Source organism: Alkalibacterium thalassium, assembly GCF_900101165.1.
In the GTDB taxonomy this organism is placed as follows: domain Bacteria; phylum Bacillota; class Bacilli; order Lactobacillales; family Carnobacteriaceae_A; genus Alkalibacterium; species Alkalibacterium indicireducens.
This window is the reverse complement of sequence record NZ_FNFK01000006.1, coordinates 56653-74496: the sequence shown is the minus strand read 5'-3', so window position 1 is coordinate 74496 and position 17844 is coordinate 56653. Positions and strand designations below refer to the sequence as shown.

The following is a 17844-nucleotide window of genomic DNA, read 5'->3' as shown; positions in this document are numbered from 1 at the left end:
GGGATGGGTATTTCTTCGTTTCTCGGATTAAGAAGAATACGAAGGTACATGTGCAAAGCCATCTAGACGTTCCTAAAGGAACGGGTATTATCAGTGACCAGTTGGTTCAATTGGGCAGTCAAGTCTACTTGACGAGTCTCTTTCGACTTGTGACGATAGAAAGAAAGCAGCAAGCCAATTTAAGAATTATCACCAACCGCATGGATGTATCAGCTGAAGAGATTAGTAAAATGTATCAATCACGATGGCAAATCGAGCTTTTTTTCAAGCATATCAAGCAACACATGACGATTAAAAACTACTTTTCAAAGTCAGAAGAAGGTGTGGAAAATCAAGTCATACTGGCACTGATTGTCTACTTACTAACCTTACTCATCAAGCTTGAATTAGAATTAAAACAAACAGTTTTCCACGTTTTAAGGCATTTACGAGCGTTACAGTATGAACCGTTCGAATTATTTAAGGAAATATTCGAACCTGACTAAGTGAAAGAAGCTGCAAATCGATTTATCTACAACTAAATAAGTCAAAAAAATTCTGGAAAAGTCATCCGCTGCGCCAGCATTTGACTTTTTTGAAATTTTTAACGAAAACTACATGTGATTTAATTAACAATAAACAAGTAACAGTGATTTTCAGTTTTATGCAACACTAGTGACAAAAACACTAATCTATCATAACAAGTGAACTTTAAAATTAATTAAAGTTTTAATTTAGTACCCGAAATAAAAACAGCTATATTGTGAAGAGGTATGCTCATTTGGTAAACTAGGAGAGATTATTAGCATAGAGCGGAGGGAAACGGATGAGAGAATCCGATTCGTTTTATATCATTAACAGAGAAGAATGGAAAAATCTGAACAACCGCACTGAGATTTCCTTATCAGATCAGGAAGTGGAATCACTGAGATCATTGAATGACCAGGTGTCTGTCAAAGACGTGAAAGAAATATACTTGCCTATTCTTCAAATTTTGCATCAGTATCTGAAGCATTATCATAAAAGACAGAAAGAGATTAAAAAAATACTGAACCGACCAGAGTCAAAAGAGCCCTATGTGATTGGTATTGCCGGAAGTGTGGCAGTCGGAAAAAGCACACTGGCACGTTTTCTTCAGACTATGATGGCCAGAGCCTATCCGGACAAGAAAGTTGACTTAATTACTACTGACGGCTTCTTATACCCGAACGAAGTGCTTCAGGATAGAAACCTGCTTAATCGTAAAGGCTTTCCGGAAAGCTATGACATGCATCGACTGATATCATTCATGGGGGATGTGAAAAGTGGGAGACGTGATATAAAAGTGCCTCTATACTCACATAAACTTTACAATATCGTACCCGACCAGTTTGAAACGATCGATCAGCCGGATATCCTTATAGTAGAAGGAATCAACGTCCTGCAGCTTCCGGCGAATGAAAAAATATTTGTGAGCGATTTCTTTGATTTCAGCTTCTATGTCGATGCCGAACCTGATCGTATCGAAAAATGGTACCTCGAGCGTTTCGGTCTTCTTCTCCAGACAGCTTTCAAGGATCCAAGTAACTATTATTACCCTTATGCAGTCGGCGACAGAAAAGAGGCTTTTAAAATGGCTAAAAATGTTTGGCGGACCATCAACTTGAAGAATCTTCAGGAATATATCCTGCCTACACGTTTCAGAGCCGACATGATCATTCACAAGACCACAGATCATTTTATCGATCAGCTTCTTCTTAAAAAACATTAAGTCAAGCGAAAGAAGGGATGAAATGAAGAAAATAGCAGCCATCATGGCTCTTTTCATCATCGTTTCAACAGGATGCGGGGTACAGGATACAGGTGATCCAGCTGACAGGGAAGAACCGTCTGTATTTTCAGGCACAGTCATTCGAGTAGAAGGAGATGGCACGTTGGTTATCGAACCGGATGAAGGAGAAGAGATTCGACAGTCGGGTACTGAAGTTTCTATCAATCCAGAAGATGATCAGAACTTCGAACTGGGTGATCATGTAATGGTTACTCATGAAGGGCCAGTTATGGAGAGTCATCCTCTTCAAGTTCATCTGATTTCGATCGAGAGCTCTGAGGATTAATAAAAAAAATTATAAGATAAGAATCGAGCTGTCTTTCCTTTAAATACGACAATTATGTGAACTCTGTCTTATTTTTCTGATTAGATCTATCCAGATGTATAAATAGTAAGGTATCTGTATTATACTGGATATACTAAAGGAGACGATGTTATGAAGGATGAAGAACAGGAAATCGAACGATTGAAAGTAGAACTGGCGACCGTAAGAAGATTAAATAGAGAATTGCTTGATCAGCAGGAACAGCAGGATTCGCTCGAATTTGCATGGACAGGTAATCTGGGCCACTGGTTCTGGGATTTTCCGGCTAATAAAGTCACTTTCAATCCAAAAAAAGCTACAGCGCTGGGATTTACAAAAGAAGAACTTCCCGATTATGTGGATTTCCAGTTCTTTACTGAGCGTCTCCATCCGGAAGACTATGAACGTGTCATGGATCAGATGAGAGATCACCTGGCCGGAACGTCACCCGTCTGGGAAGTCAGGTATCGGATCAGGACAAAAGATGGAAGCTACAAAACCTATTACGACCGTGGAAAAGTGACTCAGCGGTCAGAAGACGGGAGACCTCTTTTCCTCTCTGGAATAGTTTTTGATGTTTCTGACTATGCAGAGGAAAAAGAAGAGCTATTGAGAAAAAACAAAGAGTGGGAACTGCAGTTTAAACGGGACGTGATGACAGGGCTATATAACCGCTCTAATATCCTGGTCAAGCTGGGCAGTCTTATATCAAAAACAAGCACGAATAAACTTGAAACCTTGTCTATGATTGTCTTTGACATAGATAACCTTCAAAAACACAATTCTCTTTATGGTCCTCTTTTCGGGGATGAACTAATTAAGAAAGCTGCAGCGATTATACAGGAAAAACTTAAGGAAGGTCAGCTGGCGGGAACTTTTGAAGGAGGAAAATTCCTTCTCGTTCTTCCAGGTACAAATTTGAGAGAAGCGAGAGATTTAGCTGAGTCGATTCGCCTATCTTTTCATGGGAATGATTTTACTGAACCAGCAGAAGTGACCAGCAGCGCTGGCGTTGCTGAATTCCGTCCGCAAGAAACAGTTAGTCAGTTCTTTAACCGGGCGGATCGTCTGCTTTACAAAGTCAAACAGAACGGCAAAAACCAGGTAACGATAGACTGATCAGATACTCTGAACGTTACCTGGTTCTGGCTGTGTATCATCAGCTTTACTTTTTTAACTAGAATGGATGGACATTTAAATGCAGAATAAGATAACGATTCTAGGTATTCCTTTTGATAATATGACACGAAAAGAATTTCTGGAAAAACTGTATGTGCGCATGAACAGAAAAGAAAAGACTTTTCTTGTGACTGCCAATCCTGAAATTGTCATGTATGCCCATGATAATCCGGACTACTATAAGTTGCTGATGGAGGCTGACTTTATTGCACCGGACGGGATTGGGATCGTTCAGGCTTCCAGAAAACTTCAGACGCCGATCAAGGAGAGAGTTCCCGGCTTTGAATTGATGCTGGGCCTTCTTGAGATAGCCAGTATGAAAAATAAACGGGTGTACTTTATTGGTGCTAAAGAAGACATCATTAATCTGACTGTCAGTAATGTCAGTAAAAAATGGCCTGATCTTGAAATCGCCGGATATCATCACGGCTACTTCGATCACGAAGATCCTCAGATGATTGAGCAAGTCAAAGCTACTCGTCCTGATATTGTTCTGGTAGCTTTCGGTTTTCCAAGACAGGAAAAATGGATCAAATCTTATCTGGCATCTGCTGATTATGGAATTGCTGTCGGAGTAGGCGGAAGCTTTGATGTCCTCTCGGGTAAAACCAAGCGTGCACCGTACTTAGTTCAACGGTTCCACATTGAGTGGCTTTACCGACTCGTCAAGCAGCCGTCTCGATACAAGCGCATGCTTGCCCTGCCATATTTCATTCGGGAAGTATACAGACAGAATAAAAAGGAAGAAACGATATGAAGACAGTTCATATCAATGCAGGAAACGAGTTTGGGGGTGGACTGGTCCATATCGTTTCTTTACTCTGTGCACTTGAGGAAAAAGGTCAGTCAGTTGAACTGATCGTCCTGGAAGACGGCCCAGTTGCTCAGGCAGCGCGGCAAAGAGGTCTGAAAGTCATAGTGTTTGAGCAGAAGAGCAGGTACGATCTGCGTGTACTGGCAAGGCTGTTAGATTACGTAAACAGTGAGGGCTTTGATATCATTCATACACACGGCCCCCGTGCCAATCTTTTTATCCGACTTCTCAGACCATTCATAAAAGCCAAGTGGGTAACGACTATCCACAGCAATCCCTACCATGACTTTGAAAAGAATAGTTTAAAAGGGAAAGTATTCGAAAAAATAAATACGACCTGTCTGACTGGAGCAAATGGAGTTATTGCAGTTTCCAAGGAAATCAAAGACATTATTATCGATTTAGGTGTTCAGACAGATCGGATAACAGTTATTAATAATGGTATTGACTTTTCTGCACCGAAGCCCATCGATTCATCAGATAGAAGTACAGATGTATTCTCAATTATCACAATTGGAAGGCTGCACCCTATTAAAAATCATGACCTTCTATTTGATGCTTTATCAGATATGAAAGAATTTGAATGCCAGGTTCATATATGTGGAGAAGGGGAAGAATATGAACGGTTGAAGGTAAGAGCAGAGAAGCATGAAGGACTTGCTAAGTTTTATTTCAATGGATGGCTAGGTTCTGACGAGCTAAAAACCTTAATCAGGCGCAGTGATCTTCTAGTCCATACCTCTAGGAGTGAAAGTTTTCCCCTTGTTTTGCTTGAGGCAGCTGAACAAGAGGTTGCTGTAATTTCTACTAATGTAGGAGATGTAGACAAACTTCTGAACACTCCAGATATTGGCTGGTTGATTAAGAACGAAAGCCGAGAAGAGTTGAAATCAGCTTTGATCTCTGCTCAAAAAGAATGGCAACAGGGGAGTTTGCAGATTAAAGGCAGACAATTAAAAAAAGCAGCATTAAATTTCTCCTTAAGTGAACAGTCTAACCGGGTGTTAGCATTTTATAATAGTGTAATCTAAAATCAGCTACCTGTATCAACAGGTAGCTGGTTTTTTTGTTTCAAAAAACTAGTCATTCCAGACAGACGAGGCGCAGGTCAGTTAGAATTATGGTATACTTGCATACAGAGAAGTGCCTGTTTTACGAGGAGGAAAAAGAATGTATCAAACTTATGCAGATGACAGTATGGCATTGCATACCGATTTTTATGAACTCAACATGATTTACACACATTGGAAGAATAACAACCATACAAAAAAAGCAGTATTTGAAGTCTATTACCGATCCAATCCATTCGGGATGGGATATACGATTTTCGCCGGACTTGAGCGTGTCGTCGACTATATTTCTAACATAAAGTTTTCAGAGTCAGATATTGCGTACTTACGAGAAATTAAAACCTTTCCTGAAGATTTTTTGAATTATCTTAAAGATTGGCGTTTCAAAGGAACGATACGCTCTTTCAAGGAAGGGGAGGTCGCATTTGCTAATGAACCACTTATTCAAGTAGAAGGGCCACTAGCTGACTGTCAGCTGATTGAAACAGCCTTATTAAATATCGTGAATTTCCAGACACTGATCGCGACTAAAGCATCTCAGATCAAAAGTGCAGCCGGTAATGATCCGGTCCTTGAATTTGGAGCAAGGCGTGCTCAAGAATTTGATGCAGCTTTATGGGGGGCGCGTGCTACTTATATCGGGGGCTGCGACTCGACAAGTAATACAAGAGCCGCAAAAATTTTCGGGATTCCTGCTGCAGGCACTCATGCCCATGCACTAGTGCAGGCCTACAGAGATGAGTACCAGGCATTTAAAGCGTATGCCGAAACACATAAAGACTGTGTTTTCCTAGTTGATACGTATCACACATTGGATTCAGGTGTCCCCAATGCTATTCGAGTAGCGAATGAAATGGGAGACCGGATCAACTTCCAGGGTGTGAGACTGGATTCAGGAGATTTATCCTACTTGTCCAAAAGGGTCAGACAGCAGCTTGATGAAGCAGGTTATCCAGATGCTAAAATTTACGTTTCCAACGATCTGGATGCTGAGACTATTCTGAACCTCAAGATGCAGGGGGCAAAAATCGATGTATGGGGTGTAGGGACTAAGATGATAACGGCTTATGACCAGCCCGCCTTAGGAGCAGTCTATAAAATCGTTTCCGTAGAAGGGAGCGATAATAAGATGCACCACACGCTTAAGCTGACAGCCAATGCGGCCAAAATTTCTACACCAGGCAAGAAGCAGGTCTGGCGAATCCGGTCAAATAATAATGTGAAGCCTGAAGGGGATTACATTGCTCTTGACGGGGAACGTCCTGACCAACAGGACGAATTGTACATGTTCCATCCTCAGTACACATACATCAACAAGACGGTAAAAGATTTTACTGCCCGTCCTCTTCTGCAGGATATTATTGTAGACGGTGAACTGGTGTATGACATGCCCGAACTTGAAGAAATCAAAAGATATGCTGAAGAAAGTCTATCGGAACAATGGGAAGAGAATAAGCGACTGCTGAATCCGGAACCGTATCCAGTCGACTTGTCCCAGGAGCTATATGATGCGAAAGTTGAAACGATCAAGCTGTTCAAGGAGATTGCAAAATCTAAGCATTCAGAAAATGATGCCTTCTTTTAAATCGAGTCATATCTAAAAATCAAACCGAAGGAGCGATTATTATGATGTCAGATTTACAGAAACTGATTGTAGAGGAAATGCATGTACAGAAAGAAATCAATCCTAAAGAAGAAATAAGAAAATCGATCGATCTTATGAAAGATTACTTTAAAAAGCACAGCTTTTTGAAGACACTCGTCCTGGGTTTATCAGGAGGACAGGATTCCACTCTATTAGGGAAACTTGCCCAGTTGACTGTGGAAGAGTTAAGGAAAGAGACGGGCAGAGAAGACTATGCTTTCATCGCTGTGCGGCTGCCATATGGTGAGCAGGCAGATGAAGCAGATGCCATGGATGCTATCGAATGGATTCAGCCTGACAAAGTATTCAAAGTCAATATCAAGGGATCTGTAGATGCACTGGAAAAAAGTTTGGAATCGAATGATTTTGAAATCAGTGATTTCAATAAAGGAAATATTAAAGCTCGCGCACGAATGATCGCTCAGTACGGCATTGCTGGAGATACTGACGGCGTAGTACTGGGTACGGATCATTCGGCTGAAGCAGTGACAGGATTCTTTACCAAATACGGAGATGGCGGTACGGATCTTAATCCTCTGTTCCGACTGAACAAGGAGCAGGGAAAACAGCTTCTTAGAGAACTTGATGCACCAAAACATCTGGTAGAGAAGACACCAACAGCTGACCTTGAAAGCGACAAGCCTGGTCTAGCTGACGAAGAGGCTCTTGGGGTCACTTATGATGAGATCGACCGATACCTGATCGGCGAAGAAGTGTCTAAAGAAGCTGCTGAAACAATTGAAGACTGGTATCTCAAAACCCAGCATAAACGTCATCTGCCTATAACCATATTTGATGAGTTCTGGAAGTAAGATCAACCGGACATTGACTATGATAAAACCCTTTGCTTACCGGTGAAGGGTTTTATATAGATAAAATATAGGGAGGATTGTCATGGCAAAAGTAATGATAAACGCCTGTATTTATACTGGCGAAGGAAAAATCGACAACGGCTATATTCGCTTCACAGAGGAAATTACTGGTGTAGGTAAAATGGAAGCCTTTGAAGAAGAAGAAACGGATGAAGTACAGGCTCTTGATGGAAAAATGATCATCCCAGGCTTTATAGACGTCCATAGTCATGGCGGATATGGAGTGGATGTGATGGATGCAGATGCTGACAAGATAGGTGAAATGGTCAATAAAATGCTTGAAGAGGGAATCACTTCTTACTTTGCAACAACGATCACTCAATCCGATGAGCAAATCGAAGCTGCTGTCAAAGCTGTAAAAGAGGCTGCTGAAAGCAATCCAGTCATCCAGGGTATTCATATTGAAGGACCATTCATATCAAAAGACTTTAAAGGAGCTCAACCGGAGGCTTTTATTCGACCAGCTCAACTTGATACGCTTAAAAAGTGGCAGGAAGAAAGCGGTGGACTGATCAAACTGATCACTTATGCACCGGAGACTGGAGACATAGAGGAATTTGAAGAGTACTGTTCTGAAAATGGGATCGTTCTTTCAGCTGGACATTCAGGCGCTTCATACGAGGAACTGAAGGCATCTAAAGCCACACACATCACCCATCTCTTTAATGGTCAGAAAGGTCTGCATCATCGTGAGATTGGTGTCAGCGGCTATGGTCTACTTGAAAAAGAAGTGATGGTAGAGATGATTGTGGACGGCTATCACATCTCAGAGCCGATGGTCAGACTTGCTTACCAGACTAAAGGAGCGGACGGCATTCAGCTCATTACAGATTCTATGCGTGCGAAGGGCTTACCTGATGGAGAAAGTGAGCTGGGCGGACAAACTGTTACAGTTAAAGACAAGCAGGCGCGGCTTGAAAATGGGTCGCTCGCAGGCAGCGTCCTGACCTTCATTGATGCGTTCAGAAATATGATTGACTATACAGGCTGCTCTATAGAAGAAGCTGTTAAAATGAGTGCATTCAATCAAGCTAAAGAGTTTGGACTCAATAAGAAAGGTCAGCTGAAGCCAAGCTGTGATGCAGACCTGCTCATCATGGATGAAAATTTAACTATTTTATCTACTATCTCAGGAGGGAAAATACATGAATTCAACTAATAGCACTCTCAAAATTATAAAAGTAAAAGATAGAAACGAAGGAGGGAAAAAGGCATTTGAATTGATCAAAGAGGCTATTCAAAGTGGGGCTAAAGTGTTTGGTCTGGCTACTGGAAGTACACCTGAGACACTTTATAGAGAATTAAGAGAAAGTGATCTGGATTTTTCAGATAAAATAGCCATCAATCTGGACGAATACATTGGTTTATCAAAAGATCACCCTCAGAGTTACCATACTTTTATGAAAAAACAGTTATTCGATTATAAGCCATTCAAGCAGACATTTATACCGGATGGACTTGGAGATGAAAACACAGAGCCGGAAAAGTACGATAAAATAATTGATGCTCATCCGATCGATGTTCAGATACTCGGGATCGGAACAAATGCGCATATCGGATTCAATGAACCGGGAACACCATTTGATAGTAAGACGCACAAAGTTACTCTGACACAGGAAACAATCGATGCTAACAAACGCTATTTCGAGTCCGAAGAAGATGTACCAAGACATGCTTTCTCTATGGGGATTAAATCTATTATGTCTGCTAAGAAGATTATATTAATGGCATATGGTGAGAACAAGGCGGAAGCGATAGCGAGAACCGTCCACGGACCTGTAACAGAAGAAGTTCCTTCGAGTATTCTTCAGACACATCCTGATGTCGTTATCATAGTAGATGAGGAAGCTGCCAGTCAGCTGTAATATCGTATCTTTTTTAGAAAGGAATGCAAATGACTAACAGAATTCCTGTATATATTGAAATGCACAATAAAATGAGACAAATGATTGTTTCAAATGAATGGAAAAAAGGGCAGAAGATACCCTCAGAAAGAGCGCTTGCTGAAACCTTTGGTGTAAGTAGAATGACAGCAAGACAAGCAGTGAGTTCTCTGGTGGAAGAAGGGCTGCTTGAAAGACGAAGGGGTGCCGGTACATTTGTGGCTTCTGATAAAGTCCGGGAAAAACTGAGTGGCATACCAAGTTTTACAGAAACCATCGAACAGCTCGGAAAACAGCCATCGAGCACATTGGTGTCTTATTACTCAAAGCGGGCCAGTGAAAGTGAAGCTGAAAAACTTCAGCTCGGTCGGGGAGAAGCAGTTCTGGTCATGGAGAGGATTCGTTATGCAGACGGGGAACCGATCTGCTTTGAGGTGGCCACTCTTCCTCAGCGGATCGTCGAGAAATTCAGTAAAGAACAGCTGACTCGTCATCTATACCGTACTCTATCAGAAGAGGGGTTTGAAGTAGCTAGAGCGGAACAGACGATCTCGGCGACATGGGCCTCTGAAAAGGTAGCAGACCTGCTTCATATTAAGAGGGAAGCCCCTATCTTGAGACTTAGACAGGTCAGTTACACACAAAATAATGAACCTTTTGAATATGTACGTGCCCAGTACGTAGGGGCAAGATATGAGTTCTTTCTGGAGGCAACGAAATAAAAAGTGAAGACAGACCCGGTACAAAGGGGCTGTCTTCACTTTTTTTATATATCGGGTAATGGATCAGTCTGTAATCGTATCATTTCTAGATTCATCTGTGGTATCATCTGAACTGTTGTCGTTCTCAAGAGGAAGATCTTCGTCTATTCCAGTCTCAAGAACATCTTCCAGTTCCAAATGGGCCTGCAGTTCTTCCTGAACAGCGAGCAGGCTTTGTTCATAAGGCCGGTATACATACAACTCATGACCATATTCCGGGAAGTAGACAAAATCTTCTGTACCGGCGATTTCTATGGATTCTACACTCTGTGCAGCTGGTCTGTAGTTTGATGCAACAGACATGATCTGCTGTCCCGTCATATTGGTCTGCATATTGGGACGAATCGCATTAAGGATGGGGGTCAGGTTAGCAATCGAACCGAAAGAGAGCAGTTCATCTGCCAGGGCTTCGATGACCTGACGCTGTCTTTCCTGTCGACCGAAATCACCGCGAGGATCCTGCTTCCGCATTCTGGCGTAGCCGAGTGCCTGTTCTCCGTCAAGTACCTGCTTCCCTTCTTCGATCTCTATAGCATTTAAGGTTTCCTCACTGTCCTGTACGGTAAAGGACAGCGGGGAGTCAACAGTAATACCTCCTACAGCATCTACTAAATCGACCAGACCGTCAAAATTTAACGTTGCATAGAAGGATATAGGAATGGCCAGGTAGTCTTCAATATAATCGATAACACCAGAAATGCCGTAAATGGCATGAAGGGCGTTCATTTTTTCCTGCCTGTCACTGTTTGGCAAGGTGATAAGTGTATCACGCGGGATTGAAACGATTTTCGTTGATTCCTGCCCTGGGTTGAGCGTAATGACCATCATGGAATCAGAGCGGCTCGATACGTCATCTTCGTCCAGTCCGAGAGCGAGAATCGAAATCGGGTGCATAGCTCTGATCGATTCATCACTTTCTGAAGTATCCCTCAGTTCTTCGGGAGTATCTTCAGAGACATCTGCCAGGAGCTGAACGATTTGATAGCCATAGTACCCTGAAAAGGTACCGACTACAAAGGCAAGACCTATGACAGCAGTCAGCAAGCTGCGTTTAATCCATAATTTTCGTTTTTCTTTTTGTGTCTGTCTGTCTGATCGCATAGAGTCCTCTTTTCTAAAACAGGAATGTGTGTTATTAAATAAGTTTAATTCAAGTTGTTTTTAATTGCAATTGGGATTTTTCCATACAGGATGCTATAATTATATAAAATGTTTAAAGAAATGAGTACGAATATGTATAATATGTTTATTGTGCTGATGGTTTGTATATTTACCACGATCAGCACCCTGATTTTAACACCGGTCTTTAAAGTGGTTGCCAGGGCATTCAATATACTAGATGTCCCTGAAGAACGAAGAGTGCATGATAAAGTTATGCCGACAATGGGAGGCATTACTATTTTTATTGCTTTCTTTTTTTCATCATTCGTTCTCCTACCAATTCCATATAGTCAGATCGTTCCGCTTTTCGCTGGAGCATCGGTGATTGTCATCACCGGGATGATCGACGATAAATATGAGTTGAAGCCTCTGGTTAAGCTGATTGGGATAATCACTGCTGCAGGGCTCGTATACGGGCTTGGGGATGTGGCTCTTGAAACGATGACGATACCTTACTTAGGGACTCTCTCTTTCGGTTCTTGGCAGATGCCCTTTACCATATTGTGGATCGTCGGTCTGACCAATGCAATCAACCTGATCGATGGACTGGATGGGTTAGCAAGTGGTATTTCTATGATTGCCCTGCTTACTATGGGAGTTATCGGATTTTTCTTCCTCACCGTTGAAGAAGTTTCGGTTTCGATTATGACATTCGTCCTGGTAGCGGCGATAGCAGGTTTCTGGCCATATAATTTTCAGCCGGCCAGTATCTTTCTAGGAGATACGGGGGCATTATTCCTCGGATTCATGATTGGTGTATTTTCTCTTCAAGGGTTGAAAAATGCCACTCTTATCTCCTTGATCCTTCCAATCGTTATTTTGGGGATTCCTGTCACAGACACGCTGTTTGCCATGATAAGAAGGAAACTGAACAGGCAGTCGATTTCAACTGCGGATAAAAATCATATTCACCATCGTCTGATGTCTCTGGGCTTGTCACACAGGCAGACAGTGCTCGCTATCTACTGTGTATCTGCTATTTTTTCAGTAATCGCCATGCTTTATAATTTTTCAACACTGATCGGATCGATTCTTCTGACTATTTTTGTCATGCTGGGTGTTGAGCTCTTTGTAGAAATCATAGGGCTTGTGGGAGAAGACCGTCGTCCGCTATTAAAAAGGCTGAAAGATTTCGGCAGGAAACTGAACGGGTAAGACTAGTGCTGTCCAGTGCATAGTCTTTTTCCAAGAACAGGATGTTAACTTTTCTTAGAAAATAAATAAATCACGTTTCCAGTTCAGTAGATAATAGTACTGATCTGAAAACGTGATTTTTATTGTATCATGAATACGAAACATTTATGACAGTTCAAGGTCAGTCTGATGAATCTCCAGCTCCAGAGGCCTCTTCGCTGGAACTGCTGGTCTGAGTTTCTGATCTGTCTTCAGAGAAACTAGACTGATCATCTTTTTCTGTACGGTTCAGAGAATCCTGAAGTTCGGACTGGATTGCAGTGAAGCTTTGAGGGTGAATCCTAACCAGGTCCATGTCTCTTTCAACAAAACTTGACCATTCAAACACATGTGATTCAACAGTAAACGCCTGATTCAACCCAGTCTGGGCAATAGCTGTCATGTCTCTCATTCTCATGTTCGTGCGCATATTGCTTCCCACTGTCTCAGCAATAGCTGTATATTTGGAAATTGACTGAAATTCAAGAGCTTTCTGAATAATCGCTTCAATAATCAGCTGCTGGCGATGACCACGTGCAACATCATCATCGATTTTTCGTGTTCGAGCTAAAGCCAGGGCTTCTTCTCCGTTAAGTTTTTGGACCCCTTTTTCGAGTTGGATCGCTCCGGACTGATCGGAAGAGTCCATTTCAGTGATCGTTACAGGCACTTCCATTTCGATACCGCCAAGTTCGTCAATAATATCTATAAAGGCATTAAAATTGAAGGTAGCATAGTAGTGGACAGGGACGTCCAGCCATTCTTCGATCGTCTGGACCATGACGCTTTCTTCGCCGATTGCATAAGCGGCATTGATTCGGTCCCATCGAACGACTGTACCGTTTCTCATGATCGGCACATAGGTGTCTCGTGGAATGGACAACATATTCATTTCATGTGTTAAAGGGTTTAAAGTAGCATATATGATGGAATCTGCTCGAGTGGATTGAAGGCCACGCACATCGTCGTTATCGATTCCCATGAAAAGAAAAGAGACCGGCTGATCGATAGGGTTGACTTCTTCAACTGGTTCCGGCCTGTCGATTTCTACGAATGAAGCATTGATTTCATTTTCGATCGTGGCAAATAAACGTGCAGCATACATAGCTCCTATGAGAATGACAGTAAATAATGGAATAAGGATCCCTAGAATAATTCGCTGCCTTTTCTTTTTCTGACGATGATTTGAATAGATTCTAGAATTTGGTTTTAATTTACTCACTTTACTGTCTCCTTCGATGCCTTACTATAGTTAAAAAGAGTAATCCTGTATTATTATCGGCTGAATGACCGTAAGTGTCAAGAGACTCAAAGAAAATAACAGTCTGATTTGCTCACTTTTCACTATTTATTCTTATTTTAGACATCGATAGGCACTTCAACCCATGCCTCAGCCCCGTTAGACTGAGAAAACTGGGCACTGGTCCACTCAGTGATTTCTTTTTCGAATGTATGGATACGTTCACTCTCGACTAGGCAGGTAAATGTGACTTGGTCAGTATAGCCAATGGATTCCAGACGATAAGTAGACTGATGGAGAGCATTCTGCAGCTTGCCGCTCATAGGATATGAAACGGTGATCTGTATAAACTGGTGGCGTCTCTTTTCGACAATACCGAGCTCTTTGAGTGTTTCGCTGACAGCACTGCTGTAGGCTCTGATTAGACCTCCAGCTCCAAGTTTAATCCCGCCGAAATAGCGGGTGACCACTGCTGAAACATTCTGCAGCTTATTTTTTTTCAGGACTTCAAGCATTGGCACACCGGCGGTTCCGCTGGGTTCGCCATCATCAGATGCTCGCTGTATCAGTCCATCTTCACCTATGAGGTAGGCCGAACAGTTATGATTAGCTTTCCAGTGCTCTTTCTTCAGTGTATCGATAAACTGCTGGGCCTCCTCTTCGGTCTCTGTTCGTGCTAATGTGCATATGAAGCTTGACTTTTTTATAATCAGCTCATACTGGCCGTTCTGTTTCAAAGTTCGAAAGTTTTTCATACTCAGGTCCCTTTCAATTCGTTCTTGTGTTGGTGTATAATAGAAGTCAGTCTTTTATATGAGACGTAGTCAGCCAGGAATGGGTTGAATGAGTCTACCAGGTCAACTCATATAATTAGGAGGTGAAAAATTAAATATGCGTATTGCAATTGTAACAGATAGCACGGCGTACTTAAATGAACAGGAGTACAAAGAGGAAAATATTCATTTTGTACCTTTATCCTGTATCTTTGGGAAAAAAGTATATAAAGAAGAAATCGATATGACTACGGATGAATTTTTTGAAAAAGTTAGAGAAGCCGAACAGCTGCCGACGAGTTCGCAGCCTACTGTAGGGGATTTCACGGCTTTGTATGAAAGTCTGCAAGATGACTATGATGCAATCATCAGTATCCATCTGTCCAGCCGGATTTCGGGGACTTTCCAGAACGCGTTCAGCGTTGCGGAATCTATACAAGGTATTTCAGTCCACCCGGTTGATTCAGGTCTGGCAGGAGCAGGACTGGCTTTTCAGGTCAAGGAAGCTGCACGAATGGCCAAGCTGGGTAAATCAGTAAACGATATTATTGAGCGTATGGAAGAACTGAAATCAGAGACTGAAATCTATTTTGTTGTCGATGATCTGACAAATCTTATAAAAGGTGGACGTTTGTCTAAAACTGCCGGGGGCGTCGCGACATTGCTTAAGATAAAACCTGTTCTCACGATGAGAGCTGGAGAGATTATTCCGTTCGACAAAATCAGAACCAAGAAAAAAGCAGTCAGAAAGATGGAGAGCGTCTTTGAAGAGTCTGTAAAAAACTCTCATTTCCCTATTCAGGCGACTGTTGTCCACGCTTACTGTGAAGAAGAAGCCAGACAATTCATGGTATCCTTGAAAGAAAAGTATCCGACTGTCCGCTTCAACTTCAGTTTTCTGGGACCCGTCGTTGGCGTTCATACTGGCGAAGGAGCTATCGGAATGTCCTGGACGAAAGATTACTCCAGAATGTAAGCCACAGCGTTTATATATTTATTCAAAGGTCACCCAAAGTGGTGGCCTTTTTTCGTGAGTTTTAAAATAGACGGACAATATATTAGTTAGCGGAAAACTATGATAAAAAGAGGAGGTAAGATAGGTGGACCTGACTAATCTGATTGGCAGGGAACTTCTGCTCAGTGATCTGCTCACTGAGTATACAGAAAGTGACCTCTCTGGGTGTACGTTCCGGCCGGCATTTCATTCAGCTAAAAGACGAGCTCAGTGCAATCGGTGTGGCTCTTTCTCCAAACTTACTGAAATATACCCGTGTATCTGCGGGAACAATTGTATCTACTGTAGGTACTGCATTCAGCTGGGAAAGGTGAGAGCATGCGATAAACTAGTGACCTATGAAGCGGCAGATTTGTTTTCAAAAAAGCCCGTACCCTATTTGAAATGGCAGGGGAGTTTGTCGGAGCAGCAAGAAAAGGCATCTAAAGAAATTGTTCTCTCTATTAAAGAATTTACAGATCGTGTGGTATGGGCCGTTACTGGAGCAGGTAAAACAGAGATGCTGTTTAAAGGAATCAGTGAGGCATTGGAGGCGGGAAAGAGAGTCTGCGTGGCTTCACCCAGAATAGATGTCTGTCTGGAACTGGCCCCAAGGATTCAAGCAGCCTTTCCTGATATTCAGACTGCTCTGCTTTATGGAGGAGAGGAGTCTGTCTATATCTACACTCAGCTGGTAATTGCAACGACACATCAGCTCCTTCGATTTAAAGAGGCTTTTGACGTACTGATTATAGATGAAATTGACGCCTTTCCTTATTATCAGAATGAAGGGCTGTACTATGCATCAGAAAAGGCAGTTAAAAAACAGTCCAGTACTATTTATTTGACGGCTACACCTGACACGAAGCTGCAGAGAAAAATTGTAAAGGGTCAGATCGAAGCCAGTATCCTGCCTGCGCGCTATCACGGCTACCCGCTTCCTGTGCCGAAAATCATCAGGGAAAAAGACATATTTTCTATGAGTGATATATCCGCCTCCAAAGCCTGCAGACAGATTCTGATGCTTATTTCTCGAAGACAGAAGTTTCTGCTGTTCATCCCGACTATCAGACTGATGGATAGCATTCTGCCAGCTCTAAGACGATTTTTCAGTACCACCAGATTTGAAAGTGTCCATGCTCAGGATCCATTCAGAAAAGAAAAAGTAGAGTCCATGCGGAAAGGAGAGCTGCAATTTTTGATAACAACCACTATCCTCGAAAGAGGCGTAACATTCAAAAATATCGATGTCATCGTTCTCGCTGCCGACCACGATGTCTACACGGAATCGGCTCTTGTACAGATTGCAGGAAGGGCCGGTCGGTCTGCTGACTATCCTGAAGGCAAAGTAACTTTTTATCTTGAAGAGTGGACCAGATCCTCCAAGGGAGCAGTACAACAGATCAGACAGATGAACAGACAAGCAGCAAAGAAAGGACTCCTCTTATGAGCAGATGTAAATGGTGCGGGACAATTCATTCGAATACCCTGACAATACATGCGCTGGTCCGCTTTGAACTGCAACCCGACACCTTATGTTTTCAGTGCAGAGAGAAACTGGAGAGTCTGAATGATCAACTGACGTGCAGAGGATGCAGCCGTATTCAAGACAAGACCGATTATTGCCCGGATTGTCTAAGCTGGCAGAAGACATATCAGGGACACACTCATATTCACGAGGCAATGTACGCTTACAACGAATTCGCCAGCCAGATCATCGAACAGTTCAAGTTCACAGGTGACTGCGCCATTGCCGAACTTTTCGTTAAAGAAGTAAAAGAGTATTTCAGAAAAATAGGACAGACAGCGTTGATCATTCCCATTCCTGTATCCAGAGAAAGTTATTCTACCAGGGGGTTCAACCAGACAGAGCTACTTCTGGCTGTCTCGGGAGTCACGTACAATTCAGTTTTGGTAAACAGATATCAATGTGGCAGACAGTCAGGAAAAAATAGGAAACAGCGTCTTGAAAGTCCGCAGCCCTTTGAGATAGATCCCTGTCATGGCGAACTGATTCGAGGGAAACCAGTTGTGCTGGTAGATGATATCTACACTACTGGTCGGACAATTTATCATGCCTTAGACCTGATTCTTCCGATGGAGCCTTCTTCTATCCGGTCTTTTTCACTATTCAGATAATGAAGAGAAGTCCAGATACAATTTCGTTGAGAAAGTAATCGCTCTCA

General features: G+C 42.4%; 19 protein-coding genes. 16 read left to right on the top strand and 3 right to left on the bottom strand.

The features are described 5' to 3' along the window. The 11 genes from BLR76_RS02925 to BLR76_RS02875 form a co-directional block, all read left to right on the top strand. Nucleotides 1–485, top strand: a 485-nt coding sequence (locus BLR76_RS02925) for a transposase (RefSeq protein WP_143009176.1), incomplete at its 5' end; no start/stop codon positions are given. Between the two features lie 320 nt (nt 486–805). Continuing rightward, nucleotides 806–1729 (top strand): type I pantothenate kinase, encoded by a 924-nt coding sequence (gene coaA / locus BLR76_RS02920; RefSeq protein WP_091265225.1) that lies wholly within the window; start codon nt 806–808, stop codon nt 1727–1729. 22 nt (nt 1730–1751) lie between these two features. Further along, nucleotides 1752–2075 carry a hypothetical protein gene (locus tag BLR76_RS02915; protein WP_091265223.1) on the top strand — a complete coding sequence of 108 codons (324 nt, stop codon included), beginning with the start codon at nt 1752–1754 and terminating at the stop codon, nt 2073–2075. Between the two features lie 150 nt (nt 2076–2225). Beyond that, a complete protein-coding gene (locus tag BLR76_RS02910) occupies nt 2226–3212 on the top strand; it encodes a GGDEF domain-containing protein (protein WP_091265220.1) in 987 nt (328 codons plus the stop codon). Nucleotides 3213–3291: 79 nt separating this feature from the next. Next, on the top strand, nt 3292–4029 hold the full coding sequence (locus tag BLR76_RS02905; protein WP_091265219.1) for a WecB/TagA/CpsF family glycosyltransferase: 738 nt from the start codon (nt 3292–3294) through the stop codon (nt 4027–4029). Next, entirely contained in the window at nt 4026–5117 is a 1092-nt protein-coding gene (locus BLR76_RS02900) for a glycosyltransferase family 4 protein (RefSeq protein ID WP_091265216.1), read from the top strand. Before BLR76_RS02905 ends, BLR76_RS02900 begins: the two co-directional genes overlap by 4 nt. 139 nt (nt 5118–5256) lie before the next feature. Continuing rightward, nucleotides 5257–6741, top strand: coding sequence for a nicotinate phosphoribosyltransferase (locus BLR76_RS02895; protein WP_091265214.1), 1485 nt, complete (start codon nt 5257–5259; stop codon nt 6739–6741). A 44-nt stretch (nt 6742–6785) separates the two neighbouring features. Next, nucleotides 6786–7613 (top strand): ammonia-dependent NAD(+) synthetase, encoded by an 828-nt coding sequence (gene nadE, locus BLR76_RS02890; protein WP_091265237.1) that lies wholly within the window; start codon nt 6786–6788, stop codon nt 7611–7613. An 82-nt stretch (nt 7614–7695) separates the two neighbouring features. Further along, complete coding sequence (nagA, locus tag BLR76_RS02885) at nt 7696–8832, top strand: N-acetylglucosamine-6-phosphate deacetylase (protein WP_091265211.1); 1137 nt, start codon at nt 7696–7698, stop codon at nt 8830–8832. Next, the gene (locus BLR76_RS02880; RefSeq protein ID WP_091265208.1) at nt 8819–9538 is read left to right on the top strand and encodes a glucosamine-6-phosphate deaminase; all 720 of its coding nucleotides are present in this window, start codon (nt 8819–8821) and stop codon (nt 9536–9538) included. Before nagA ends, BLR76_RS02880 begins: the two co-directional genes overlap by 14 nt. 29 nt (nt 9539–9567) lie before the next feature. Continuing rightward, entirely contained in the window at nt 9568–10278 is a 711-nt protein-coding gene (locus BLR76_RS02875; protein WP_091265206.1) for a GntR family transcriptional regulator, read from the top strand. A gap of 63 nt (nt 10279–10341) precedes the next feature. Here the strand turns inward: BLR76_RS02875 and BLR76_RS02870 are convergent, their stop codons facing one another. After that, nucleotides 10342–11418 (bottom strand): LCP family glycopolymer transferase, encoded by a 1077-nt coding sequence (locus BLR76_RS02870; protein ID WP_091265203.1) that lies wholly within the window; start codon nt 11416–11418, stop codon nt 10342–10344. A 132-nt stretch (nt 11419–11550) separates the two neighbouring features. Here BLR76_RS02870 and BLR76_RS02865 point away from each other — a divergent pair, with 132 nt between their 5' ends. Continuing rightward, nucleotides 11551–12633, top strand: coding sequence for a glycosyltransferase family 4 protein (locus tag BLR76_RS02865; protein ID WP_245683011.1), 1083 nt, complete (start codon nt 11551–11553; stop codon nt 12631–12633). A 160-nt stretch (nt 12634–12793) separates the two neighbouring features. On the opposite strand, the gene BLR76_RS02860 is transcribed toward BLR76_RS02865, so the two are convergent. Both BLR76_RS02860 and BLR76_RS02855 read right to left on the bottom strand, forming a co-directional pair. Further along, nucleotides 12794–13873, bottom strand: a complete 1080-nt coding sequence (locus BLR76_RS02860) for an LCP family protein (protein WP_091265200.1) — start codon at nt 13871–13873, stop codon at nt 12794–12796. Between the two features lie 137 nt (nt 13874–14010). Next, nucleotides 14011–14646, bottom strand: a complete 636-nt coding sequence (locus BLR76_RS02855) for a YigZ family protein (RefSeq protein ID WP_091265198.1) — start codon at nt 14644–14646, stop codon at nt 14011–14013. A gap of 136 nt (nt 14647–14782) precedes the next feature. Between BLR76_RS02855 and BLR76_RS02850 the strand changes: the two genes are divergently transcribed. The 4 genes from BLR76_RS02850 to BLR76_RS02840 all read left to right on the top strand — a co-directional run bounded on the left by BLR76_RS02850 (nt 14783) and on the right by BLR76_RS02840 (nt 17797). Then, on the top strand, nt 14783–15640 hold the full coding sequence (locus tag BLR76_RS02850) for a DegV family protein (RefSeq protein ID WP_091265196.1): 858 nt from the start codon (nt 14783–14785) through the stop codon (nt 15638–15640). Nucleotides 15641–15804: 164 nt separating this feature from the next. Continuing rightward, nucleotides 15805–15993, top strand: a complete 189-nt coding sequence (locus tag BLR76_RS12170; RefSeq protein ID WP_245683010.1) for a hypothetical protein — start codon at nt 15805–15807, stop codon at nt 15991–15993. 83 nt (nt 15994–16076) lie between these two features. After that, on the top strand, nt 16077–17108 hold the full coding sequence (locus tag BLR76_RS02845) for an ATP-dependent helicase ComFA (protein ID WP_245683009.1): 1032 nt from the start codon (nt 16077–16079) through the stop codon (nt 17106–17108). After that, nucleotides 17105–17797, top strand: coding sequence for a ComF family protein (locus BLR76_RS02840; protein ID WP_143009175.1), 693 nt, complete (start codon nt 17105–17107; stop codon nt 17795–17797). The genes BLR76_RS02845 and BLR76_RS02840 overlap by 4 nt, the downstream gene beginning before the upstream one ends. Nucleotides 17798–17844 lie beyond the last annotated feature (47 nt).